The organism is Rhizobium sp. USDA 3886 (genome assembly GCF_056279785.1).
In genome coordinates this window covers 802668-826417 of the sequence record NZ_JBWCDC010000001.1, presented here as the reverse complement: position 1 = coordinate 826417, position 23750 = coordinate 802668, and the positions used below count along the sequence as shown (strand labels likewise).

Sequence of the window (23750 nt, the reverse complement as noted above, 5' to 3'; positions counted from 1 at the left end):
CGCACACGAAAACCCAGAAAAATCGAAGGCCGCATCGCTGCGGCCTTCTTCAATTCACTTCCCGGTAACAGACTATCTCCTGCGCGGCACCTTCGGCACCGCACTCGCCTTCTTCGGTGCCTCCCCGACCTCGGCCTTCGCCTTCTTTACCGCGGTCTTCTTGGTTTTTGCCTTCGTCTTCAGCTCGCCGTCATCCTCGCCATCGGCTTCTGGATGAACGGTTTCGGCTTCCGGCTTCGGCTTGATCGGCGCGGATTCGGGGATCGCTTCGAGGATGATGCCGGGCTTGCCGTCTTCCTTCGGGCCGACGGTGACGTTGACGACGCCACCTTTCTTCAGCTTGCCGAAGAGAATTTCGTTCGCCAGCGGCTTCTTGATCACATCCTGGATGACGCGGGCAAGCGGGCGGGCGCCCATCTTCTCGTCGTAACCCTTTTCCGCCAGCCAGTCGATCGCTTCCTCCTGCAGGTCGAAGGTGACGTTGCGTTCGGAAAGCTGGGCCTCCAGCTGCATGATGAACTTCTGCACGACCTTGTGGATGACGGCCGTCGGCAACGATGCGAAGGGAATGATCGCATCGAGACGGTTGCGGAATTCCGGCGTGAACAGGCGGGTCAGCGCCTCCTCATCCTCGCCGGTGCGCTTGGACGAACCGAAGCCAATTGCGGCCTTGGCCATTTCCGACGCGCCCGCATTGGTCGTCATGATCAGGATAACGTTGCGGAAGTCGATCTTCTTGCCGTTATGGTCGGTCAGCGCGCCGTGATCCATGACCTGCAGCAGGATATTGTAGATATCCGGATGCGCCTTCTCGATCTCGTCGAGCAGGACTACGCAATGCGGATGCTGGTCGACGCCATCGGTCAAGAGGCCGCCCTGGTCGAAGCCGACATAGCCGGGAGGTGCGCCAAGCAGGCGGGAGACGGTGTGCCGCTCCATATATTCCGACATATCGAAGCGCAGCATCTCGACGCCGAGCGACGCCGCGAGCTGCTTGGCCACTTCCGTCTTGCCGACGCCGGTCGGGCCGGAGAAGACGTAGGCGCCGATCGGCTTGTTCGGCTCGCGGAGCCCGGCACGCGCCAACTTGATCGCCGTCGAAAGGGCTTCGATCGCCGTATCCTGGCCGTAGACCACCGAGCGCAGTTCCTTCTCCAGATTGGCGAGAACGGCTTCGTCGTCCTTCGAGACGCTTTTCGGCGGAATGCGGGCCATCGTCGCGACCGTCGCTTCGATTTCCTTTTCGGTAATCAGCTTGCGGCGCCTGGATGGCGGCAGCAGCATCTGAGCGGCACCCGTTTCATCGATGACGTCGATCGCCTTGTCGGGCAGCTTGCGGTCAGAGATATAACGAGCCGACAGCTCGACCGCCGACTTAATGGCGTCGTTCGAGTAGCGCAGGTGGTGATATTCTTCGAAATAGGGCTTCAGGCCCTTCATGATTTCGATCGCGTCGTCGATTGACGGCTCGTTGACGTCGATCTTCTGGAAGCGGCGAACGAGAGCCCGGTCCTTCTCGAAGAACTGCCGGTATTCCTTGTAGGTCGTCGAGCCGATGCAACGGATCGCACCGGACGAGAGCGCCGGCTTCAGGAGGTTCGACGCATCCATCGCGCCGCCCGAGGTGGCGCCGGCACCGATCACGGTGTGGATTTCGTCGATGAACAGCACCGCACCCGGATATTCTTCGAGCTCCTTGACGACCTGTTTCAGGCGCTCTTCGAAATCGCCGCGGTAACGCGTGCCCGCAAGCAGCGTGCCCATGTCGAGCGAGAAGATCGTCGCATCAGCGAGCGCTTCTGGCACCTTGCCTTCGACGATGCGCTTGGCGAGGCCTTCGGCGATCGCCGTCTTGCCGACGCCCGGGTCGCCCACATAGAGCGGGTTATTCTTGGAGCGGCGGCACAGCACCTGGATCGTACGGCTGACTTCCGAGTTGCGGCCGATCAGCGGATCGATCTTGCCGCTCTTGGCCTTCTCGTTGAGATTGACGCAATAAGCCTTCAGCGCATCCTGCTGCTTCTTGGCGCCGCCCTCGTCCTCGCCGCCGCGCGATGCGCTCGGCTTGCTCTCGGCTTCCTCGTCGGCGCCGCGCGGCGTGCGGACTTCCGAAGAGCCCGGTCGCTTTCCGATGCCGTGGGAGATGTAGTTGACCGCGTCGTAGCGCGTCATTTCCTGCTCCTGCAGGAAATAGGCTGCATGGCTTTCGCGCTCGGCAAAGATTGCGACAAGGACATTCGCCCCGGTCACCTCTTCGCGGCCCGACGATTGCACGTGGATCACGGCACGCTGGATGACACGCTGGAAACCGGAGGTCGGCTTGGAGTCCTCGTCATAACCGGTGATCAGATTGGACAGTTCGTTGTCGACGTATTCGATCAGCGTCTTGCGCAGCGCGTCGAGGTCGACATTGCATGCACCCATGACAGCTGCCGCATCGGCATCGTCGATTAGGGCGAGCAGCAGATGCTCGAGCGTTGCATATTCGTGATGCCGCTCGTTGGCAAAGGTCAGTGCCTGATGGAGCGCCTTCTCAAGACTAGGCGAAAATGTTGGCACGTTGAGATCCTCACTTCTTTTCCATGACGCATTGCAGCGGATGCTGGTGCTGACGCGCGAAGTCCATCACTTGGCTTACCTTGGTCTCCGCTACCTCGTATGTAAATATCCCGCATTCGCCGACGCCGTGGTTATGGACATGAAGCATGATGCGGGTGGCACTTTCACGATCCTTCTGAAAAAAACGCTCCAGGATGTGGATGACGAATTCCATGGGAGTGTAGTCGTCATTCAGGATTAGCACGCGGTAGAGATTGGGCTTCTTGGTTTTCGGCTTCGTGCGTGTGATGACCGAGGTTCCGCGATTTCCGTTGTCCCCGTTCCTTTCGCTGTCGTTCTGCATCCGGATCGGCTTTGCGATCATTGTCATTCATTCCTCGGTCTATCCGGTGGTGCATGGGAGGCTGCTTTACCCGCCGAATATCTGAAACACTAACTTAGTTCATAATGGAGCGATTTTAAGCCCCTTGTTTGCGACTGCAATCACAATTCCGCAGGACTTGACGCAAAGACTAAAAAAGTCCCGTGCGAATTCTTAAAGGGCTTCGGGAAACAAAAAAGACCGGCCGCAGATGCGTTGCCGGTCTTCGTTTTTCAAGGGGTGCGCTGTTCGCACCATCGCATTTTACGCAGCTGCGGGCGTTACCTGGGCAGCCTTGGGCGACTTTGCCGCCGGGGCCGAAACCGGCGCTTCGTAAGGCTTATAGGCGCCCTTGGCGAGATCGGCGTACATTTCGCCCATCTTCGTCGCCTCGGAGATGAAATTCTCATAGGAAGACTTGATGAAGCCGGTCTGCAGTTCGAAGACCGTTTCGAAGCTGCGGGCGGCAGACAGCGTCTCGAAATGATTAACGGCGTCCTGGAAGGACTTTTTGGAATATTCCGCAGCTTCGGTCGCGATCGCCTGGACCCCTTTGGCCGTGTCGGAATAGCTCTTCAGCATCGTGTCCATGGCTTCCTTGCTCTTCCGGCTCGTGTCGTCAAAGTTAAACATCTACGTCTCCTCCTTTTGTGGTAATGGCTGCCACAAAAGGTAGCTGCGCCGCACAAATAGTCAAGCGATTTTGTGCGTTGCACAACCACCATGGATTGCATGACGCTACTCTAAAGCGCCTTTAAAAAAGAGCAACGTACATCGCCAATTGATTTTTAAAATATATATCAGAGGCCTACAACCTGAGGCTTCGCAAAAATTCTCGCGAAGCCTCAATCTTGGGACAGCCGGAGGCTGTCTCAGTCCATCAGATCTGCGGGAACCTTGCCGCCGTTTTCGGACAGCTTCTTCATGAGCGCCTTGTGAAGAAACATGTTCATCTTGGCGGAATCGCCTGTGTCGCCTGTATAGCCAAGTTTCCGCGGCAAGCTCCTTTCGCTCGGAGAGGCTCGCATCCATTCCGACCGCCTTCATCAGGTCGACGATCGAGCGCCGCCAATCGAGCTTCTGCCCGCTCTTCTTGACGGCAGCATCGAGAATCGGAGCGATATCGACGGCCGCAGGCGCCGCCGACGGTGCTGCTGATGGCGCGGCCGCCGTCTGCGCGGGCGCCATTTTCGGCGCTTCCGCTGCCTCGATCACCGGTGCTGCCTGCGCTTCGCCGAAAATCGCGTTCTTGATTTTATCGAAAATACCCATGTCCTCGCCTCCAAATTTAGTTTGATCGCATTCGCAAAAACTAACATGGGGCGGAGGGCGAACTCATCCAGCGCAAGCGGCAAAATTGTTGCTGAGGCTTGGTAGGCAGGCTGCGGATAAAAGGTGCCGTTCGGCAAAGGCAAGCCGCTATGTGCGGCCCGCCAAAGGATCATCAGAGATCGACGTCGAGAATCGCCATCGAGAAGTTGTAGGAACGATCGCCATCTTCGTCGTCGATATAGACGACACCCAGGAATTCGTCGCCGAGATAAACTTCCGCGGAATCATCCTTGCGCGGGCGCGCCTTGACGACGATCTGCGGGTTGAGCGTCTTCTTGAAATAGGCGTCGAGCTTCTTGAGTTCTTCAGGCTTCACACTGGGTCTCCTAGCGGTCTTCGTTGGCCGCTTCTTGCACAGGAAAAGCGGCGCTGTAAAGGCTGCCGCAGCACATCCGCCCCGGCTTTCCCCTCAGCATTTCGCCAGCTTTTCCGTTCTAGCCGATAGGACCGGATCAGATACCGGCGCCGATTACCTGGTCCATGATACGCGACGGTTCCGAACACCCGGCCTCTCCGACAACCTTCGCCGGCACGCCTGCGACCGTCGTTTTCGGCGGAACGGGCTGCAGAACGACCGAACCGGCCGCGACACGTGAGCAATAGCCGATCTGGATATTGCCGAGAATCTTCGCGCCCGCACCGATGAGTACGCCGCTGCCGATCTTCGGATGACGGTCAGCGCCCTCCTTGCCCGTGCCGCCAAGTGTGACGCCATGCAGGATCGAGACGTTGTCGCCGATCACCGCCGTCTCGCCGACGACGAGGCCAGTCGCATGATCGAGGAAGATGCCCCGGCCGATGCGCGCTGCCGGATTGATATCGGTCTGAAAGACGCTGGATGACCGGCTTTGCAGATAGAGCGCCAGGTCCCGCCGCCCCTGATTGAGCAGCCAATGCGCCAGGCGATGCGTCTGCAGCGCATGAAATCCCTTGAAATACAGCACCACTTCCATGAAGCGCAGGCATGCCGGGTCACGGTCGTAGACGGCCTGGATGTCGACGCGCAGGATATCGCTCCATTCCGGCCAATCTTCGACCATTTTGTCGAAGACCTGGCGGAGCAACGTTGCCTGCATGTCGGGATGGTCAAGGCGTTCGCAGATCCGATGAATGACGCATTCTTCCAGCGAACGGTGGTTGATCACCGTCGAATAAAGGAAAGCCGCCAGCACCGGATCCTTCTCGGCAGCCGCACGCGCTTCCTCGCGCAGGCTGTCCCAGATCGGATCCATGACCTTCAGCGGGTTTGATGCTTCAAAAGAACGAACGTCAGTCTTCGCGACCATTCCAGGTCTCCTCGTTTCCGTCGGAACGACATTATATAGGGCAAAACGCCCGGAACATAAATGGGTACCGGCCCTATGCTTTTTTAGCATATTTTTTCGGAAATCACGGCACCTTGAAGGCGCCCGTTACCGCCCGGCGACCTTCTCGTAGAACTCCAGAACCGCCTTCTTGAACACCTTGTCTCCAACCGCCAGCATATGGTCGCGACCCGGAATGTCCAGCGCCTCGGCATGCGGCATCAATGCCGCCAGTTCGTGCGCCGAACCCGCAATGTCGTCCTTTGTTCCGACACCGATCAACGTCGGCGCCTCGATCTTGCCCATGTCGGCCCGCGCCACGAGATCGCGCGATCCCCGGATGCACATGGCGAGTGCCTGCCGGTCGCTTTTGGTCTGCTCGGCGAAGGCGCGGAACATGCGCCCGCGGACATGCGTGACGTCGTCCAACGACGGCGCAAGCAGCGCATCGGCAATCGGATCCCAATCGCCGACGCCATCCGTCATCCCGATGCCGAGACCGCCAAGCACCAGCGAACGCACGCGATGCGGATGGGCAAGCGCCGTGAAGACCGAAATCCTCGCACCCATCGAATAGCCCATGACATTGGCTTCCGGGATGCCGAGATGGTCGAGCAGCGCCACCGCGTCTTCCGCCATGATCCACGGCCGGTAGGCTTCGGCATCGTGGGGCTTATCACTTGCGCCGTGGCCGCGATTGTCCATCGCAATGACCCGATAGCCTGCATCGCCCAGCGTCTTCAGCCAGCCGGGATGCATCCAGTTGACGTTGGCGGTCGAGGCGAAGCCATGAATGAGCAGCACTGGCGGACCGTTCGGATCGCCTTTGTCGAAAAAAACGAGGTTCAGGCCGTCGTGGGGAAAGCTAGAAAATGCAGGCGTATTCAGATTCATAAAGTCCGTCCTTTTTGGCCGGACCATATTTTATCGGGCAGCGAAGGTGAACCCTCGCGACACCAAAAAACCATGCGCCGTGCGGCGCTTTGGCTCTACACATTTCCGGCGAAGGATTATAATGTCTGCGCACATTTCAAAGCATTCGGAGACAGACATGGCCGGCCACAACATTCCCCACTTCCAGAACGACGGCGGACACCGCGTGATCGAAGTCGGTGTGAAGGAGTTCATGTGCACCGGCGCGTCCGCGCCCTTCGATCATCCGCATATCTTCATCGATATGGGCGACGACAACGAGAAGGTCTGCTCCTACTGCTCGACGCTTTACCGCTTCAACAGCGCGCTGAAGGCGAGCCAGACGAACCCGGCCGGCTGCGTCTTCCACGTCAAGGCAGCGTAACGTCACTCACTAAAGATCGGACAGCAGATGCCGGTCGAACATGCCGCCATCATCGGCGCCGGAACTGCGGGCCTGACCGCTGCTCTGGCGCTCGCTAAACGCGGCATCAGTTCGGATATTTTCGAGCAGGCGGCCTCGCTTGCGGAGGTCGGCGCCGGCCTGCAGATCTCGCCGAATGCATCGCGCATCCTCGCAAAGCTCGGCATCCTGCACGACATCGAAAAAGTCTGGCTCGAACCGCAATTCATCCGCCTTTTCTCCGGCGACACGCTGCGCCCGCTTGCGGCCGTTCCGGCAGGCGAATTCGCGCGCACCCGCTGGGGTGGGCCCTACGGCGTCCTGCACCGCGCCACGCTGCAAAGAGCGCTGCTTGCGCAAGTCGAAGCGAACTCTCTCTGTACCCTTCACTGCGGCAGCAGGATCGAGCCTGGCATCCTCCCGGAAACCACGCGCCAGGCGGATGTGATCATCGGTGCCGACGGCGTCTGGTCGAAGCTGCGACAGGCAATCAAGGGCAGTCCCTCGCCGCGCTTTTCCGGCAATATAGCCTATCGCTTCACGATCGCCGGCAATTCCGCGCCGGCGTTCCTCGACCGCGCAAGTGTTTCGGCGTTCCTTGGGCCGTCCGCCCATCTTATCTGCTATCCGCTGAAGGAGGCCGGCAGTTTCAATCTCGTCGCCATCACCGCCGGCAATGCTGCGCTGCAGGACTGGCGCAACGAGCCGGCGGAGCAGCAATTGAAGCAGCTCACATCACGTTTTTCCGGATGGAGCGCCGATATCAAGTCGCTGTTCGGTGACGCCCGGATGACCTTCTGGCCGCTCTACGAGGCGACGGAGGGCAACTGGCAAAACGGAAGCGACACCGTCCTTATCGGCGATGCCGCTCACGCCATGACGCCTTTTGCCGCCCAGGGCGCGGCGATGGCAATCGAAGATGGCTACGAGCTCGCGGCGCTGCTTGCGGCCCATTCTGTGAAGGAAGCCCTACCTCGTTTCGAACGGCAACGTGCGCCGCGCGTCGCGAAAATCCGCAAGCGCGGCGCATTCAACCGCTTTGCCTACCACGCCCGCGGCCCAGCCCGTCTCGGCCGCGATATTGTTCTTTCGCTGAAATCGCCGCAAAGCCTGGCAGCCGATCTGGACTGGATCTACGGCTACCGTCCGATCGATTGATCAAACGGCATTGGCAGCGGCAAGGCCGCGTTCGATGTCCGCCTTGATGTCGGCGACGTCTTCGAGACCGACCTGAAGCCGGATGACCGGCCCTTCCTGCGGCGCCTTGCGGATACGGCGGTCGTTGAGATTGACGTGCACTGCCAGGCTTTCGAAGCCGCCCCAGGAATATCCCAGGCCGAAGATCTGCAGTGCGTCGAGGAAGGCATGCGCCTTCGGCTTGAATTTTTCCGGCGCGTCGGCCGCGAGCACGAAGGAGAAGATGCCGCTTGCGCCCTTGAAATCACGCTTCCAGAGTTCGTGCGACGGGAAGCTCGGCAGCGCCGGATGCAGGACACTTGCGATCTCTTCCCTGCCCTCTAGCCATTTGGCGATCGTCAGCGCGCTTTCATAGTGCCGCTCAAGGCGCACACCCATGGTGCGAAGACCGCGCAGGATCTGGTAGGCGTCGTCCGGAGCCCCGCAAATGCCGAGCGTGATATTGGCTTCCTTCAACTGCTCCCAGTACTTGGCATTCGCCGAGACCGTGCCCATCAGGATGTCGGAGTGGCCGGAGGGATATTTCGTCGCGGCATGGATCGAAATATCGGCGCCGAAGTCGAGGGGCCGGAAATAGACCGGCGTCGCCCAGGTATTGTCCATCGCAACGACCGCACCGTGCTTGTGGGCGATTGCGGCAATGGCGGGAATATCCTGCATTTCGAATGTGTTCGAACCCGGCGCTTCGGTGTGCACCAACTTCGTGTTCGGCTTGAAAAGCTGCTCGATGTCCGCACCGATCGCCGGGTCGTAATATTCGACCTCGACACCCAGACGCGTCAGCATCGTATCGCAGAAATGCCGCGTCGGCGTATAGACCGAATCGACGATCAGAACGTGATCGCCGGAGGAGAGAAATGCGAGCAGCGGCACCGTAACGGCGGCAAGACCCGTTGGAACGAGGATCGTTCCGGCAGACCCCTCCAGTGCATTGATCGCCTCGCAGAGCGCATCCGTCGTCGGCGTTCCGCGGGTGCCGTAGGTATATTTCTGCGACCGCGTCTCCATCGTCCTGGCGTTCGGGAAGAGCACCGTGGACGCATGGACGACGGGAGGATTGACGAAACCGAAGTAGTCGGCGGGATCGTTGCCAACATGGGTAAGGCGCGTGTTGATACCCGCGTTCTGCAGTAGACTGTCTCTGTCTTTCATAATCTGGAATGGCCTTTGGCGGAATGATGCAAAGCTGCACTTCTGGACCCGCCCCGCAAAACGGTCAACCCCGGGCTCGGAGAGGCAGATTGCCCATTTCGTTACTTTGTCAGATATATCAGTGGATTACGCAACAATTTTCCGCAAAGGGCTGCCCATTTGCCGCTCAAATGCCTATCAGAACGGCGCATTTTACCAAAATGCCAATTTCTGCCGCAATTGTGAACCGCGACACTTGACCGTGGTGATATTTGCGACTGTGATAGAACCGCTCGCGCCGGGAGGGTGTCGAGAATTGGGGGGCGAATGGTTTGCTTCAGCCGTCCCCTCCACAAAAACATAAGACAACAGATAAAGGTTGGGAAAAATGAAGATTAAGCTCCTGTCCGCCACCGTCGGCGCAGCAGTTTTCGCCCTTGGCGCCTCGGCTGCCTCGGCAGCCACTCTCGCAGACGTGAAGGCAAAGGGTTTCGTCCAGTGCGGCGTCAACAGCGGCCTCGTCGGCTTCGCTCAGCCTGACGCTTCCGGCAACTGGGCCGGCTTCGACGTCGATTTCTGCAAGGCGGTTGCTTCAGCCGTGTTCGGCGATCCGACCAAGGTCAAGTACACGCCTCTCTCCGCGAAAGACCGCTTCCCGGCGCTGCAATCCGGCGAAGTCGACGTCCTGTCGCGTAACACCACCTGGACGATCAACCGTGATACCGCTCTCGGCTTCAACTTCCGCGCGGTCACCTATTACGATGGTCAGGGCTTCATGGTTCGCAAGGGCCTGAACGTCAAGTCGGCTCTCGAGCTTTCCGGCGCCGCCGTTTGCGTTCAGGCCGGCACGACCACCGAGCTCAACCTCGCCGACTACTTCAAGGCCAACAACCTTCAGTACAATCCGGTCGTTTTCGAAAAACTCGAGGAAGTCAACGCTGCTTACGACTCCGGCCGTTGCGACGTTTACACGACCGACCAGTCCGGCCTTTATTCTCTGCGTCTGACGTTGAAGAATCCCGACGAGCACATGATCCTTCCGGAGATCATCTCCAAGGAACCGCTCGGCCCAGCTGTCCGCCAGGGTGACGACCAGTGGTTCGACGTCGTCTCCTGGACGGCCTTCTCTCTGGTCAATGCTGAAGACTTCGGCATTACCCAGGCCAACGTCGACGAGATGAAGAATTCGCCGAACCCAGATATCAAGCGCTTCCTCGGTTCGGAAGCCGACACCAAGATCGGTACCGACCTCGGCCTCACCAACGATTGGGCCTATAACGTGATCAAAGGCGTCGGCAATTACGGCGAAGTCTTCGAGCGCAACATCGGTCAGGGCAGCCCTCTCAAGATCGAGCGCGGCCTGAACGCTCTGTGGAGCAAGGGCGGCATCCAGTACGCACCGCCGGTCCGCTGATCGCCGGCCTGGAATGAAATACCGGAAAGGCGGGCAACCGCCTTTCCCTCGACAAGAAAAAAGCCCAAAACGGGCACATAGGGGAATTGGCTCGGCATGACGCAAGAGGCTCTGGGCACAACACCGTTGCCTAAAACCGGCTGGACCTTCCGGTCCGCCATGTATGACCCCAAATACCGGGGTATCTTCTATCAGGTTCTCACCGTCCTCGTCCTCGCTGGAGTGGTCTGGTGGTTCGTGGACAACACGATCGAGAACCTCGCACGCAGCAATACGGCCTCCGGTTTCGCCTTCCTCAGGGGACGCGCCGGCTTCGAGGTCGGCCAGTCGCTGATTTCCTACTCCAGCGACTCGACCTATGGCCGCGCCCTCTTCGTCGGCTTCTTGAATACCCTCCTGGTCGCGGTTACGGGTATCATCACCGCAACGATCATCGGCTTTATCGTCGGCATCGGGCGACTGTCGCACAACTGGCTGATTGCCAAGCTGTGCACGGTCTATGTCGAAGTATTCCGCAACATTCCGCCGCTGCTCGTCATCTTCTTCTGGTATTCCGGCGTTCTCGCCGTTCTGCCGCAGCCGCGCGAATCCCTGCACCTGCCGTTCAGCATGTTCCTGAACAATCGTGGTCTCGCCTTCCCGAAGCCGATCTTCGAAGCGGGCATGTGGGCGGTTCTGATTGCCTTCATCGTCGGCATCGCCGCCGCCATCATCACCGCGCGCTGGGCGCACAAGCGCCAGGCCGCGACTGGCCAGCCGTTCCATACGATCTGGGCGTCGATCGCACTGATCGCCGGCCTGCCAGTCCTCGCCTTCCTGGTAACCGGCCTGCCGATGTCCTTCGACCTTCCGGTCGCCGGCAAGTTCAACCTGACGGGCGGCTCGGTCGTCGGCCCGGAATTCATGTCGCTGTTTCTGGCGCTGTCGTTCTATACGGCAGCCTTTATTGCGGAGATCGTCCGCGCCGGCATTCGCGGCGTGGCCAAGGGGCAGTCGGAGGCGGCAGGTGCCCTTGGGCTGCATCCTTCCTCCATCACCCGCCTTGTCGTGGTACCGCAGGCCTTTCGCATCATCATTCCGCCGCTGACGAGCCAGTATCTAAACCTGACGAAGAACTCGTCGCTCGCCATTGCGATCGGCTTTGCGGACCTTGTCGCCGTCGGCGGAACGACCCTCAACCAGACAGGCCAGTCCATCGAAATCGTGCTGATCTGGATCGTCGTCTATCTCAGCCTCAGCATTCTCACGTCGCTGTTCATGAACTGGTTCAACGCCAAGATGGCACTGGTGGAGAGATAAGATGTCCGTTTCCAACACCTCCTTTGTCAGAACGGCGATACTCACGGCTGAACCGCCACCGCCCGGCGAACGCGGCGCTACCGCTTGGGTCAGGCGCAACCTGCTCGCAACGCCGCGGGACATCGTGTTGACGGTGCTCGCGATCGCCGCCCTCGCCTGGGTCCTGCCGCAGCTGATCGACTGGCTGTTCATCCAGGCCGTGTGGACGGGCACCGACCGCACCTTCTGTGCAACTGCAGTTCAAGGCGGCATCCAGCCCGATGGCTGGAGTGGCGCGTGCTGGGCCTTCGTCAATGCGAAACTCGATCAGTTCGTTTTCGGCCGCTATCCGCTCGACGAGCGCTGGCGTCCGACGATCGTCGGTATTCTCTTCGTGCTCCTGCTGGTGCCGATGTTGATCCCGTCGGTGCCGCGCAAGGGCCTGAACGCGATCCTGCTTTTCGGCGTGCTGCCGATCTTCTCGTTCTTCATGCTTTATGGCGGCTTCGGCCTTGAAGTCGTCGACACGCCGCTCTGGGGCGGTCTGCTCGTGACGCTGGTCGTCTCCTTCGTCGGCATGGCGGTCTCGCTTCCGTTCGGCATCCTGCTGGCGCTCGGCCGACGATCGAGACTGCCCGTCGTCAAGGTGGTCTGCGTCACCTTCATCGAAGTGATCCGCGGCATCCCGCTGATCACGGTCCTCTTCATGGCAAGCGTCATGCTGCCTCTCTTCCTGCCCACCGGCTGGAATGTCGACAAGCTGATGCGCGCCGTCATCGGCGTCTCGATCTTCGCCTCAGCCTACATGGCGGAAGTCATTCGCGGCGGCCTGCAGGCAATCCCGAAGGGCCAGTATGAGGGAGCCGATTCACTCGGGCTCGGCTACTGGCAGAAAATGCGGCTCATCGTGCTGCCGCAGGCGATCAAACTGGTCATCCCGGGCATCGTCAACACGTTCATCGGCATGTTCAAGGATACGTCGCTCGTTTCGATCATCAGCATGTTCGACCTGCTCGGCATCGTCCGCCTGAACTTCACCGATGCCAATTGGGCAAGCTCGGTCACGCCGCTGACAGGCCTCGTCTTCGCGGGCTTCGTCTTCTGGATCTTCTGCTTCGGCATGTCGCGCTATTCCGTGTTCATGGAACGCCACCTCGACACCGGCCACAAACGATAAGAATGAGGGAATATACATGGCTGAACCCAAGAAAATGACCGTTTCCGCAACGGATGTGGCGGTCGAGATCATCAACATGAACAAGTGGTACGGCGATTTTCACGTGCTGCGCGACATCAACCTCAAGGTCATGCGCGGCGAGCGCATCGTTATCGCCGGCCCGTCGGGCTCCGGCAAGTCGACGATGATCCGCTGCATCAACCGCCTGGAAGAGCATCAGAAGGGCCACATCCTCGTCGATGGCACGGAGCTCACCAACGATCTGAAGAAGATCGACGAAGTGCGCCGCGAAGTCGGCATGGTGTTCCAGCACTTCAACCTCTTCCCGCATCTGACGATCCTGGAAAACTGCACGCTGGCGCCGATCTGGGTGCGCAAGATGCCGAAGAAGCAGGCGGAAGAGGTCGCCATGCACTTCCTGAAGCGCGTCAAGATCCCGGAACAGGCGCATAAGTATCCCGGCCAGCTTTCCGGCGGCCAGCAGCAGCGTGTGGCGATCGCCCGCTCGCTCTGCATGAACCCGAAGATCATGCTGTTCGACGAGCCGACCTCGGCGCTCGATCCGGAAATGATCAAGGAAGTGCTGGACACGATGGTGGGCCTTGCCGAAGAAGGCATGACAATGCTCTGCGTCACCCACGAAATGGGCTTTGCCCGTCAGGTGGCCAACCGCGTCATCTTCATGGACCAGGGCCAGATCGTCGAACAGAACTCGCCCGCCGAATTCTTCGACCATCCGCAGCACGAGCGCACCAAGCTCTTCCTCAGCCAGATCCTGCACTGAGCTGAAAAACCGTTTTCATAGAAAGGCCGCCGGAAAAAACTTTCCGGCGGCTTCTTTCATTTATTGTCGCCGAAACCATCGCCTGCCCTCCGGAAGCAGGCAGCGTTCAGCTATAGAAAAGCGAAGGCGCACACCTATCTAAGATAGCATCGCCGACCCATGTCATGGAGCCCCCGATGAAAGCCGAATTCGCCGCAGTTCTTGTCATGGGCGCATTGATCGCAGGCTGCACGGCCGGCGGAGACATTTCCGGCCCAGGATTGGAGCCCATTCCCGGCAGCATCACCTATAGCGGCCAGCCCCGTACGAAGCTGACAAAATCGCCGATCGGCTCGTCGTTTCCTCACACATTTTACGATAACAGGGGCCGCGAGGTCGAAGAGACCTACATCATCCGCCCCGACCGCAGCCTGATGATCGCCAATCGCGTCTACCGTCCGTTTTTCGACTGGGATGACGACCGCTGAAAGTCGTGGCGGCGTTCCAACCCGCCAAAGCGCGGCTTGCCGAAATGGCGTCAAATGACGTCGTGCAACGGTCTGCTTTAACTCTTGATTAGGTATCCATTTGCTTCAGCGTGAAGTTATGCGATGCTCTCTCCTTAAAATCAGGCCCAAGATAGAACGAGGGCCGAAGGACGGGGGCAGAAAAATGATGGAAATTCACGGTTCTCAGCGCGCAAACGGCAGGTCGGAGCACCCTCTGAACTGCCGGACGGAAGTCGAAGCTGCGATGTTCGACATGATCAAGCGCCTGCAACAGCATGGCTGGACGCCGGCCGAAGTGGCGCTCGCGCTCGCGGACGCCGCCGAGGATTACGTGATGCTGCTCGCCAGCAAGAAAGCCGGCAGCCACTAAGGGCACGCCGGCTAGCCGCCCTGCAAAGCGACAGCGTCTGCGTTCAGGGCGGAAACGCGGCCCGCATCATGCGATCACTCGGATGCCCAGAGATGGCGCAGCCGCGGATGCTGGCGAATGTCGGAAGCGGAAGCGAACGGATTTGCGTCCCAACCGGCCTGCCTCGCCACGGCCGCGATTTCGGGCTGGTCGTCGAAAAATAATCGGGCACTCGCCGGCGCCGATGCTCAATCGGGAATTGATCGCCTCGAAAAAGCGGATGTCCTTCTTCGGGTATCGAATTTCCGCACTGTAGAACATACCGTCGAACAGCTTCGAAAAGCCGAGCTCGTTCCAGAGAAATCGCGCCCGGTGATGCTCCTGGCCGGTTGCCACGTAGAGTTCGACAACTCTGCCGCTGCTCCTTATGCCCTCAATCAGATCAAAGACCTCACTGTTGAGATTCGAATCCTTTTCGAACCAATATCTCATGAAGTCCTTCGCATCGCCGTGATATCCAACCTCCGGCAGAACCTCGGCAAGCGCCTCGGCGAGATCGCGTTTGCCGGAGATACATTCAGCCATAAGCGCGTTCGAACGGCCGCCTGCGCGTCCAAAGAAGAGATTGCCGAATGCCGCCCGGTCAACACCGAGATCAGCCTCAATCGTCGCGTCCCAGGGTTTGCGGCGCGACGGATCGGCATGCCAGCCATCGATAAGCACACCGTCAACATCAAAGAAGATTTTCGTCATCTCAAATCCTTCATCCCGGCACGGCACTTGTCTTGCGGGCATCCAGGGGCGCCTCGCGGCGGTCTCGATCGAAATACCGGCCACCCTTGCGAGCCAGCTCTGCTTCGGTCAAACGGAGAAGTTTCCCAGCCCGCCCTTCAGCGGCATGCTTGAAACCTGCGTCGAACGCCTCGAACAACTCGTTGTCGAGCTGCTTCAGAAGGCGTGGAATCCATTTTCCTTTCCCGGACCAAGTGCCGCGTCCACGAAGCATCAGATCGGCAAGCGGCTGATAAAGCTGGGACGCAATTGCGCGGAGTTCAGCTCCGCTGCGTTCACCGCAAAGATCGTCCAGCAGATCGGTGATTTGATATTTGAGCGCATCAAGCTCCTGCCTGACAAGCTCAGGTGGGCCGTCCTTCAGCAACTGGGCGGCATGGCTTTGCCACGTCCGGCCATTTTCCTGGCCAGGCCCGAGAATCCGTCCGGACGCCACCATGTGAACGATGATCGGATGGCCGGATTTAAGGTCACGTTCGAAGAACCAGTTGAGCGTCTCTGGATCATGAACGAACGCTTCGAAGGGCAGGCCGTCTTCAACGAACGACTCCCGCCATGCCCGATCAAGCTTATCGAAGACGACGACCAGGTCGATGTCGGAGTTTTCCGTACCCTCCCCGCGAATGATCGAGCCCGCAGCAAAGGCGAAAGAATAGCCATCAAATCGCGCTGAGAGGACGCTGCTGGTTATCCGCAAGGCTTCATCGATCTGCTTCGGCATCCTAACCCCATTATTGGAGATCATCCAGAGACCAGGTTTGGCAACGCCTACCTGTAGACGTTGCGAATTTCACTTAAAAATCAAGCAGATAAGTGGCGACCCCTGCAGGATTCGAACCTGCGACCACCTGCTTAGAAGGCAGGTGCTCTATCCAGCTGAGCTAAGGGGCCATCCGGCGCTGCGTCTGGGCAGCGGCAATGGCGGCATATCTGAGCGCTCAATGCGTCCAGGGCTGCGTGCGCGTATAGCGGAAATTATCAGGATAAGCCACCGTCTGGCGAGCCGGATCCTTCGGCGCGATCACGCGGTACTCGATGCCGTTGCGCTTGGCATAGGCTTCCGCCAGTTCCTGCGTCTCGAAGGTCAGCTTCACCTGCTGGCGCATATCGCCGGAGGACGTGTAGCCCATGATGGGGTCGATCTTGCGCGGCTGCTCCTGATCGAATTCGAGCACCCAAAGATGCGTCTTTGCCTTGCCGGACTGCATGGCGGTCTTTGCGGGACGGTAGATCTTGGCAGACATCAGCTGCAACGCCTCCGGATATGCGGGCCTGACCCGCTGTAACTTAGCCTTCCACCCCGTCTACGGAATGGTCTTCATCGCCTTTATAACGCGAAGAGATGAATTTTGCTTATCCGCGAATCCCTCCACTTTCAAGAAAAAAGCCGATCGAGAAGAATGCCCGCCAGACAATGCAGTATTGAGAGTGGAAGACGCGAATTAGATATTGCGGGGCCGGGATGAAGCGTGTATTGCCCCCTCTCACGGAGTGTAGCGCAGCCTGGTAGCGCATCTGGTTTGGGACCAGAGGGTCGGGAGTTCGAATCTCTCCACTCCGACCATTCTCATCTTGGTGAAATGCACAACCTGCGGAGAGACGCGGGAGACCTTCCAGCACATGTGGCATTCGCGCGTTTGTTTTTCAGTCAGAGGCAATATAGTGGGTGCGCGACGATAAATTCGCAACCGGCTGAGGTGGGTATCGTGGGCATTCGTACATGGCTTGGACTGAAGAAGAAGCGCGTACCATTGGAGCGCCCTCCCTTCTGGAATGAACACAGCTATTCACAGATTCAGCAGGACCGGTGGGTTATCGATGAACTCAACGGGAAGCGAGACGGCTTCTTCGTCGAGGTTGGCGCGTACGATGGCAAGCACTTCAGCAACACCTACATGCTGGAGAAGGAGTACAGCTGGACCGGAATCGTGGCCGAACCGAATCCACTCTTCAGCGACACCATCCGCGAAATCCGATCGGGCCCTCTTTGCACGTCTCCGGTCGATGCGACTACCGGCCGCGCGGTCAAGATGCGCTTCGTCGCTGACGCCCCGGCGCTTTCCGGCATGGCAGAACTCGCGCACAAAGATCTGCACACGAAGGCTCGGCGCAAGGAAGGCGTCGAGATCGTTCAGACGACAATCAGCCTGAACGACCTACTCTCCCAGAACAACGCACCGGCTGACATCGACTTCATCAGCATCGATACCGAAGGCAACGAGCCAGGCATCATGTCTACGTTCGATTTTACCAGGTACAGCGTTCGCCTTTTCAGCATCGAGCACAATCACACCGAAGCCGATGCGAAGCTCGATAGGATCATCCTTCCGAAAGGCTATGAGCGCGTCTATCGCGAGTGGTCGCGCTTTGATGCATGGTATCGGAAGGTTTGATCAGAGCCATGCGCCCGCGCATCCTTCCCGGTCTCACCGGAACAATGGTCGAAGTGGCTGGGCCACACGGTCAACGAAGGATCAAAGACCACAGACCGGTATGAGAAGTTCGATCTGGAAGAGCCGATCCGCGCGACCACAAAGGCCAATGGTAAGATGCGGGGGTGATTGACGATAGAATCTGTGAGAGCATTGTGAGAATTCCGGAATGTTTTCGCACAGTTTTCAGTTCTTCTTCTGGCGTTCTCGGGGATTTATAGGTAATTGGACGCCAAAGGGTTGATTGGGACCAGAGGCCCGAGTCTCTCCACGCCGCTTTCAAAAAAGTTGTCTTCGCAGGCGGCCAATGACCCCGCGCGCAGGAGCCATAAATGCAAGTTGAAGTCCCCTGCCCCAAGTGTGGCAAGACCCGAATGAACTTTCCGCGCCCGCAACCACTCGATAGCGACATCATCACCTGCTATCACTGCGACTTCGAACTCGGCACTTACGGCACGATCAAGCGCAAGATGGCGCTGTTCATGGAGCGGCTGATCCAAGCCAAGGCCAAACCGGTGAAAAAACACTAATTCGCAGAGAACCGGCGGCGGACGCTTCGGCGACCCGCCTACTTTTTCTTCGTCACCGTGGCGCTCACGACCTTGTCGCCGACCGAGATGCCGGATTTCCTGACGACACCGGCATTCAGCTCGACGACGTATTTCACCTCGCCCATCGAATCGATGATCGCCCGAGAATAGGGAACGGCATTTTCCTTGATGTGGCGGATCGTACCGCCGCCGTCGATGAAGAGCATGTCGAGCGGCAGAACGGTGTTCTCCATCCACATAGTCACCCGCCGTGGCTGGCCGAAGTCGAAGATCATTCCAGCATCCTCGGCCATTTCCTTACGGAACATCAGGCCGTACTGACGCTGATCATCGGTGGCGGCAATCTCCACTGTGAAATTCAGCATCTTGCCGGAGGCCGTCCGGATCACCAGCGGTTCCTTGTCGAAAGGCGGTTGCTGCTGGGCAAAGGCGGAAGCGGCCAGGATGAAAAAAAGCGCCAGGAAGGCGCCTTTGATAGCATGTATGGCCATGCCGCGAGGCATCAGTGCGACCGGCTTGCCGGGCTTGGCATATCCGGGTGGATTTCGGCTGCCATCAGCCCCTTGTCGCCATCGCCGTAGCGCACGAGTACGACCTGGCCGGGGCGAAGCTCCGTCAAACCAAAGCGGCGCAGCGTTTCCATATGCACGAAGATATCTTCCGTCCCCTCGCCGCGCGTCAGGAAGCCGAAGCCTTTCGTCCGGTTGAACCACTTCACCAGCGCGCGCTCAAGACCGCTCGTCGGCGTGACCTGCACGTGGGTGCGCACTGGCGGCAGCTGCGACGGATGGACGGCGGTCGACTGGTCCATGGAGAGAATCTTGAAGGCCTGGTAGCCGCGCTCGCGGCGCTGGATCAACGCGACAATCCGCGTGCCCTCGAGGATCGTCTGGTAACCGTCGCGTCGAAGGCAGGTGACGTGCAGCAGGACGTCCTGCATGCCGTTGTCCGGAACGATGAAGCCGAAGCCCTTGGCGACATCGAACCACTTGACGACACCGGTGATTTCAACGAGGTCGACGGCTTCCCCGGACAGGTCGTCGATATCGGTGAATTCCTTCGATGAAATCCTGTCAGCCATGTCGCCAGCCCCTCAATACGCGTCACACTGTTACGGTTAACTGATTCTTGCAATCAAGATTAACATCTTGGTAACGGATAAGCGCAAGTCCTGTTTTCGGTTATTCCCAACTGCTCATTTTAGTCGCATGTCTTGCCCGAAGCTGACCTCCCGCCACATAACGAAGCAGCCCCCATATTTTAGAGAGGAAATAGAATGCGTTATCTCCACACTATGGTCCGCGTGAAGGATCTGGATGCCTCCCTGCATTTCTACGGCACGCTGTTCGGCCTGAAGGAAATCCGCAGATCCGAAAATGAAAGCGGCCGTTTCACGCTGGTTTTCCTCGCCGCAAACGAGGATATCACAAATGCAGAGAAAAATGGCGCCCCCTGCCTCGAACTTACTTACAATTGGGATCCCGAGGAATATACCGGCGGACGCAACTTCGGCCACCTCGCCTACGAGGTCGACGACATCTATGCGGCCTGCCGGCATCTGATGGACAACGGGATTACCATCAACCGCCCGCCGCGCGACGGCCGCATGGCCTTCGTGCGCTCGCCGGACGGGATTTCCATCGAAATCCTGCAGAAGAACGGCAGCCTTCCGGCGGCCGAGCCGTGGCTTTCGATGGGCAATACGGGCGCCTGGTAGACCGAGGCTTTTGCGAGGCTTGCGGCTTTTGCGATTTCGGATCGCAGCGCCCGCTTCGCGCTTGCCGCAAGCCCGCCCCGCAGGCATTCTCCGGCCGACTCGAAGCGGAAGACGACACGGTTGATCCGTCCTCCGCACCAACGGAGACCGTCGCTTGCTCACTCTCGATAAGCGGATGCCCGCCGCGGGCGCGCTTCTCATCGCTGTTGCCGCCCTTGCGCTCTCGGGCTGCGTCTCGGACCAGAAGGCTCTCGATTCCGCAGCCGCCGTGCCTGCCGATCCTGCGGCCGAGCAACTTGCCGCGAATACGCCGGGCAAATCCGCCAAGGGCGCCTATCGTGATCCGATGGTCACAGGTGTCTCGGGCGCGCCGCAGACGGCGGCAGCGCAGGATCCGAACGCCGCCGCCATGCCCGCCGGCGCTGCCGCCGCCCAGCCCGCCAATATCGGCGGCTTGGCGATGCAGCCGACGCGCATCAATGCAAACACAATGAGCATCTTTTCCGCCCAGCCGGCAATGCCGCAGAACAACAGGACCTCGACGATCATTCAGCCGGCGGACGCCAACGCCTATGCACCGGCTCAAGGCGTCGACGCAGCACGCAGCAGCGTTTTCAGCGCGCCGCCGCCCGCAGAGCCGGCGCAGCAGGCCAAGGTGCTTCTGCCACAGCAGTCCTCCGAAAACACCGGCACACGGCTCGCGCCCGCCTATCAGACGGCATCAATCGCGACCGGCAGCCTGCAAAGCGGATCGATGAACGCGCTCTACGCCGCTCCGAAGCAGAACCTCGTCGGCGGCCTCGCCGGGCTCCTTGAGAAGGCATCTCTGCCGGGCATGACGCGCGTGGCGCCGAACGGCCTGCACATCCAGAACGGCAGCGTCGAAGTCGGCTGCTTCAAGCCCGCCATGCTCAATGTCATCAAGGCGGTCGAAGCCCATTTCGGCAAGCCCGTCGTCGTCACCTCCGGATATCGCGATCCCGGTCATAACCGTATGGTCGGCGGCGCCGAAGAATCGATGCACAAGACCTGCGACGCCGCCGATATCAAAATCGACGGCATCTCCAAATGGGATATCGCCGGCTATATCCGCTCTCTGCCGGACCGCGGCGGCGTCGGCACCTACTGCCACACCGAATCCGTCCATCTCGACACCGGCAAAAGCCGCGACTGGAATTGGGGCTGCGGCGCCGGACGCGCGACAACGCCAGGCGCAAGAGCCATCTGACGGCAGCGCAATTTCCTGCATCACGTTGCGGCAGCGTTAGGCTATCCCTCTAAAGAAACGCCCGACAGCCTATTGATTCAGCTCGGATAATCGGCCTCTTACACAGCCTCGGATTCCCTGTCATTTTTTTGAAAGAAAACGGCAGTTCCCGCTTGCGGGATTCAAAACGCCTGACTATAAGGGCGCCACCACGAAGGAAGCGCCCTTCGTCTATCGGTTAGGACACCAGATTTTCATTCTGGGAAGAGGGGTTCGACTCCCCTAGGGCGTGCCACTTTCTCTTTTCATTTTTCCCGTTTGCCAGTACCCTTGCGAAAGCGGCTGCGCGTTCCCATTTGCAGCGGACGCAGCGCGCCCTTCGTCTATCGGTTAGGACGACAGATTCTCATTCTGTAAAGACGAGTTCGACTCTCGTAGGGCGTACCAAATTTATCAAACAAAATTATATAGATAACTGCGAACCAAAAAACTCAAATAATTATCCTTAATTCGGGGCAGCCGGGGACAATGCAATCCGGCGGGGGCAATATTTATGCCGCCCCATGATACAACGCGCCGCCCGGCCTTTGCTCGCGAATGGTTATCTGCTGAACCACCGCGTCCTATTGCTTCGCGAACGTATGCTTGCCAAAGACTGACTACTTGTTCCACAGCCGCGTTAAGCAAGCCTTGATTTCATAAACAATGCCTGATTGACCGAATCGTATGGTTCAGCAACTCTACCGCTATAACGGTGGAGGGGACTCATGAGCACAATAGAAGAAAGCCTGCGCGCCATATCTGAGCGCGTGAAATCCCATTCCAGTACCATGGCAACGGAGGAAGCGGTTAAGACCGCTGTGGTCCTGCCTTTTCTTCGTTCTCTCGGTTACGATGTCTTTGATCCCACAGAGGTCGTGCCGGAATTCACGGCCGATGCCGTCGGAAAAAAGGCGAGAAGGTCGACTACGCCATCAAAATCGACAAAGAGATCCGCATCCTCATCGAGTGCAAGCCGATATCTGTAGCGCTCGACAAGAAGCATCTCGATCAGCTCTACCGATACTTTAGCGTCACCAATGCCAAATTCGCGATCCTGACAAATGGGCGGACATTCAACTTCTACACGGATCTGGAAGCTCCGAATAAGCTCGACACCAGGCCCTTCTTTGTCTTCGATGTGACGGATTTCAACGCCGGCATCGTTACCGAGCTGCGCAAATTCGAAAAGTCGGCGTTCGACGTAGCGGCCATCCTCGCGACCGCAGAGCGCTTAAAATACACCTCCGGCGTCAAGCAAGTGATTTCAAAGCTCACCGAAGAGCCGACCGACGAATTCGTCCGGATCGCATCGGGAGGCGTATACGAAGGCCGTATGACCGCGCAGGTCAAGGAGATGTTCACCGGCGTTGTCAGGACCGCCTTCCGCGAAGTCATCATGGATACGGTCAAAAGTCGTTTATCCAGCGCGCTCGCCGATACTGAAGAGGTCATCGAGAAGATCGACACTGCTGTCGAGGAAGAGCCGGACGTCGTGACAACAGAGGAGGAGCGCGAAGGCTACATGATCGTCAAAGCTATTGTACGCGACTCCATCAGCCCCAAGCGAGTCGTCATGCGCGATCAGAAATCCTATTGCGGCATTCTGATTGACAACAACAATCGAAGCCGCTTGCCCGCCTTTGGTTCAATCGCTCGGTCAAGTACATCGGTCTTTTTGATGGCGAGACTGAAGAGCGTCTCATCGTCGACAGCCTCGATCAGATTTACGACTACAGCGACCGGTTGCGCGCGACCGCAAAGAAATACGCGGAGTAATGCCAGTTGGCACATCACGAAGCATGATGGACTAACCGAAGTCGAAAGCGTGGACGCTGCAAGAGTAGCGTGGGGTGAGGGCAAAGCTAAAAGGAGCCAACATGCCTGATGCACAGGGGAGAACGGCAGAGGGGGAGCTTGCTGAGGCGGTTCTTCAGATACTCGGCGGCAGAAGCACGGGGAAAGCGTCATTCGCAGAGCTGATCGCTGAAATTCCGCAGATACTGAATTTGACCGCTGCGGACCTACAGCCTTCCGAATGGTCATTCTATTTTCCGCCCATTTGGAATGCCGGGGCTGGCAGTTCGGGCGAGTTCAGGGCCGCTTAGACATTGATTATTGGTACGCTATGCGAAGGGAGCATAACGGCGGCCTGGCCTTGCTACCGCCTGCCAAGGACCGCTTGCCGCTTGGCATGGCGCGCTCGGCTCTCGTCTGTTCGCGCCGGGCGTTCACGCTCTGATGGCCTCGGCATTGGAACCGACGGCCCATAGGTGCCCCCGTGAACCGGATAGTCGTCGGCGTCGCAGGCAGCGGAGATATC

Annotated in this window: 26 protein-coding genes, 4 tRNA genes and 2 pseudogenes; 18 read left to right on the top strand and 14 right to left on the bottom strand. The window is 58.8% G+C overall.

Annotated elements, in window-relative coordinates:
* Positions 1–72: 72 nt before the first annotated feature.
* The 7 genes and pseudogenes from clpA to ACZ9BX_RS04245 all read right to left on the bottom strand — a co-directional run bounded on the left by clpA (position 73) and on the right by ACZ9BX_RS04245 (position 6450).
* Positions 73–2559 (bottom strand): ATP-dependent Clp protease ATP-binding subunit ClpA, encoded by a 2487-nt coding sequence (gene clpA, locus ACZ9BX_RS04275; RefSeq protein ID WP_476215937.1) that lies wholly within the window; start codon positions 2557–2559, stop codon positions 73–75.
* 10 nt (positions 2560–2569) lie between these two features.
* Positions 2570–2923, bottom strand: coding sequence for an ATP-dependent Clp protease adapter ClpS (gene clpS / locus ACZ9BX_RS04270; RefSeq protein WP_027509391.1), 354 nt, complete (start codon positions 2921–2923; stop codon positions 2570–2572).
* Between the two features lie 261 nt (positions 2924–3184).
* Positions 3185–3553: a phasin family protein gene (locus ACZ9BX_RS04265; protein ID WP_027509390.1), complete on the bottom strand. Its 369-nt coding sequence runs from the start codon at positions 3551–3553 to the stop codon at positions 3185–3187.
* Positions 3554–3792: 239 nt separating this feature from the next.
* Positions 3793–4192 (bottom strand): annotated as a pseudogene (locus tag ACZ9BX_RS04260) (DUF3597 domain-containing protein).
* A gap of 172 nt (positions 4193–4364) precedes the next feature.
* On the bottom strand, positions 4365–4568 hold the full coding sequence (locus tag ACZ9BX_RS04255; protein WP_027509388.1) for a DUF3126 family protein: 204 nt from the start codon (positions 4566–4568) through the stop codon (positions 4365–4367).
* Positions 4569–4704: 136 nt separating this feature from the next.
* Positions 4705–5538 carry a serine O-acetyltransferase gene (gene cysE, locus ACZ9BX_RS04250; protein WP_476215935.1) on the bottom strand — a complete coding sequence of 278 codons (834 nt, stop codon included), beginning with the start codon at positions 5536–5538 and terminating at the stop codon, positions 4705–4707.
* A 126-nt stretch (positions 5539–5664) separates the two neighbouring features.
* Positions 5665–6450, bottom strand: coding sequence for an alpha/beta fold hydrolase (locus ACZ9BX_RS04245; protein WP_476215933.1), 786 nt, complete (start codon positions 6448–6450; stop codon positions 5665–5667).
* Between the two features lie 157 nt (positions 6451–6607).
* Between ACZ9BX_RS04245 and ACZ9BX_RS04240 the strand changes: the two genes are divergently transcribed.
* A complete protein-coding gene (locus tag ACZ9BX_RS04240; protein WP_027509385.1) occupies positions 6608–6853 on the top strand; it encodes a zinc-finger domain-containing protein in 246 nt (81 codons plus the stop codon).
* A 27-nt stretch (positions 6854–6880) separates the two neighbouring features.
* A complete protein-coding gene (locus ACZ9BX_RS04235) occupies positions 6881–8029 on the top strand; it encodes an FAD-dependent monooxygenase (protein WP_476215930.1) in 1149 nt (382 codons plus the stop codon).
* Here the strand turns inward: ACZ9BX_RS04235 and ACZ9BX_RS04230 are convergent, their stop codons facing one another.
* Entirely contained in the window at positions 8030–9220 is a 1191-nt protein-coding gene (locus tag ACZ9BX_RS04230) for a cystathionine beta-lyase (protein WP_132566339.1), read from the bottom strand. It abuts the gene before it with no gap.
* A 367-nt stretch (positions 9221–9587) separates the two neighbouring features.
* Between ACZ9BX_RS04230 and ACZ9BX_RS04225 the strand changes: the two genes are divergently transcribed.
* The 6 genes from ACZ9BX_RS04225 (at position 9588) to ACZ9BX_RS04200 (ending at position 14710) form a co-directional block, all read left to right on the top strand.
* Entirely contained in the window at positions 9588–10613 is a 1026-nt protein-coding gene (locus ACZ9BX_RS04225) for an amino acid ABC transporter substrate-binding protein (protein WP_476215927.1), read from the top strand.
* 96 nt (positions 10614–10709) lie between these two features.
* The gene (locus ACZ9BX_RS04220) at positions 10710–11912 is read left to right on the top strand and encodes an amino acid ABC transporter permease (protein ID WP_476215925.1); all 1203 of its coding nucleotides are present in this window, start codon (positions 10710–10712) and stop codon (positions 11910–11912) included.
* Position 11913: 1 nt separating this feature from the next.
* The gene (locus tag ACZ9BX_RS04215) at positions 11914–13068 is read left to right on the top strand and encodes an amino acid ABC transporter permease (RefSeq protein WP_476215923.1); all 1155 of its coding nucleotides are present in this window, start codon (positions 11914–11916) and stop codon (positions 13066–13068) included.
* Between the two features lie 16 nt (positions 13069–13084).
* Positions 13085–13852, top strand: coding sequence for an amino acid ABC transporter ATP-binding protein (locus ACZ9BX_RS04210; RefSeq protein WP_027509379.1), 768 nt, complete (start codon positions 13085–13087; stop codon positions 13850–13852).
* A gap of 176 nt (positions 13853–14028) precedes the next feature.
* Complete coding sequence (locus ACZ9BX_RS04205; protein WP_476215920.1) at positions 14029–14319, top strand: hypothetical protein; 291 nt, start codon at positions 14029–14031, stop codon at positions 14317–14319.
* A 265-nt stretch (positions 14320–14584) separates the two neighbouring features.
* Complete coding sequence (locus ACZ9BX_RS04200) at positions 14585–14710, top strand: hypothetical protein (RefSeq protein WP_425376422.1); 126 nt, start codon at positions 14585–14587, stop codon at positions 14708–14710.
* A gap of 66 nt (positions 14711–14776) precedes the next feature.
* Here the strand turns inward: ACZ9BX_RS04200 and ACZ9BX_RS04195 are convergent, their stop codons facing one another.
* From ACZ9BX_RS04195 to ACZ9BX_RS04180, 4 genes are all read right to left on the bottom strand, one after another.
* Entirely contained in the window at positions 14777–15442 is a 666-nt protein-coding gene (locus tag ACZ9BX_RS04195) for an HAD family hydrolase (protein ID WP_476215917.1), read from the bottom strand.
* A 10-nt stretch (positions 15443–15452) separates the two neighbouring features.
* The gene (locus ACZ9BX_RS04190; protein WP_476215915.1) at positions 15453–16202 is read right to left on the bottom strand and encodes a nucleotidyltransferase domain-containing protein; all 750 of its coding nucleotides are present in this window, start codon (positions 16200–16202) and stop codon (positions 15453–15455) included.
* A 93-nt stretch (positions 16203–16295) separates the two neighbouring features.
* A tRNA-Arg gene (locus ACZ9BX_RS04185) sits at positions 16296–16372 on the bottom strand.
* A gap of 47 nt (positions 16373–16419) precedes the next feature.
* Positions 16420–16725: an ETC complex I subunit gene (locus tag ACZ9BX_RS04180; RefSeq protein ID WP_027509374.1), complete on the bottom strand. Its 306-nt coding sequence runs from the start codon at positions 16723–16725 to the stop codon at positions 16420–16422.
* A gap of 243 nt (positions 16726–16968) precedes the next feature.
* Here ACZ9BX_RS04180 and ACZ9BX_RS04175 point away from each other — a divergent pair.
* The 3 genes from ACZ9BX_RS04175 (at position 16969) to ACZ9BX_RS04165 (ending at position 18443) form a co-directional block, all read left to right on the top strand.
* Positions 16969–17045, top strand: a tRNA-Pro gene (locus ACZ9BX_RS04175).
* A gap of 142 nt (positions 17046–17187) precedes the next feature.
* Positions 17188–17874 carry an FkbM family methyltransferase gene (locus ACZ9BX_RS04170; protein ID WP_476215913.1) on the top strand — a complete coding sequence of 229 codons (687 nt, stop codon included), beginning with the start codon at positions 17188–17190 and terminating at the stop codon, positions 17872–17874.
* Positions 17875–18245: 371 nt separating this feature from the next.
* Positions 18246–18443 carry a hypothetical protein gene (locus ACZ9BX_RS04165; protein ID WP_086999489.1) on the top strand — a complete coding sequence of 66 codons (198 nt, stop codon included), beginning with the start codon at positions 18246–18248 and terminating at the stop codon, positions 18441–18443.
* A 38-nt stretch (positions 18444–18481) separates the two neighbouring features.
* Here the strand turns inward: ACZ9BX_RS04165 and ACZ9BX_RS04160 are convergent, their stop codons facing one another.
* Together ACZ9BX_RS04160 and ACZ9BX_RS04155 are read right to left on the bottom strand one after the other, a co-directional pair.
* Positions 18482–18955: a DUF192 domain-containing protein gene (locus ACZ9BX_RS04160; RefSeq protein WP_476215910.1), complete on the bottom strand. Its 474-nt coding sequence runs from the start codon at positions 18953–18955 to the stop codon at positions 18482–18484.
* 11 nt (positions 18956–18966) lie between these two features.
* Complete coding sequence (locus ACZ9BX_RS04155; protein WP_027509372.1) at positions 18967–19545, bottom strand: cold-shock protein; 579 nt, start codon at positions 19543–19545, stop codon at positions 18967–18969.
* Positions 19546–19740: 195 nt separating this feature from the next.
* On the opposite strand from ACZ9BX_RS04155, the gene ACZ9BX_RS04150 reads away from it, so the two are divergent.
* From ACZ9BX_RS04150 to ACZ9BX_RS04120, 7 genes and pseudogenes are all read left to right on the top strand, one after another.
* The gene (locus tag ACZ9BX_RS04150; RefSeq protein WP_476215907.1) at positions 19741–20181 is read left to right on the top strand and encodes a VOC family protein; all 441 of its coding nucleotides are present in this window, start codon (positions 19741–19743) and stop codon (positions 20179–20181) included.
* Between the two features lie 154 nt (positions 20182–20335).
* Positions 20336–21409, top strand: a complete 1074-nt coding sequence (locus tag ACZ9BX_RS04145) for a YcbK family protein (RefSeq protein WP_476215905.1) — start codon at positions 20336–20338, stop codon at positions 21407–21409.
* Between the two features lie 199 nt (positions 21410–21608).
* Positions 21609–21683, top strand: a tRNA-Glu gene (locus tag ACZ9BX_RS04140).
* A gap of 77 nt (positions 21684–21760) precedes the next feature.
* Positions 21761–21835, top strand: a tRNA-Glu gene (locus ACZ9BX_RS04135).
* A 320-nt stretch (positions 21836–22155) separates the two neighbouring features.
* Positions 22156–22416 (top strand): type I restriction endonuclease, encoded by a 261-nt coding sequence (locus ACZ9BX_RS04130; protein WP_476215904.1) that lies wholly within the window; start codon positions 22156–22158, stop codon positions 22414–22416.
* Positions 22362–22475: pseudogene (locus ACZ9BX_RS04125) on the top strand (restriction endonuclease); the annotation flags it as partial. The gene ACZ9BX_RS04130 and the pseudogene ACZ9BX_RS04125, both read left to right, overlap by 55 nt.
* A gap of 93 nt (positions 22476–22568) precedes the next feature.
* Entirely contained in the window at positions 22569–23315 is a 747-nt protein-coding gene (locus ACZ9BX_RS04120; RefSeq protein ID WP_476215902.1) for a hypothetical protein, read from the top strand.
* The last annotated feature ends 435 nt before the right edge of the window (positions 23316–23750 follow it).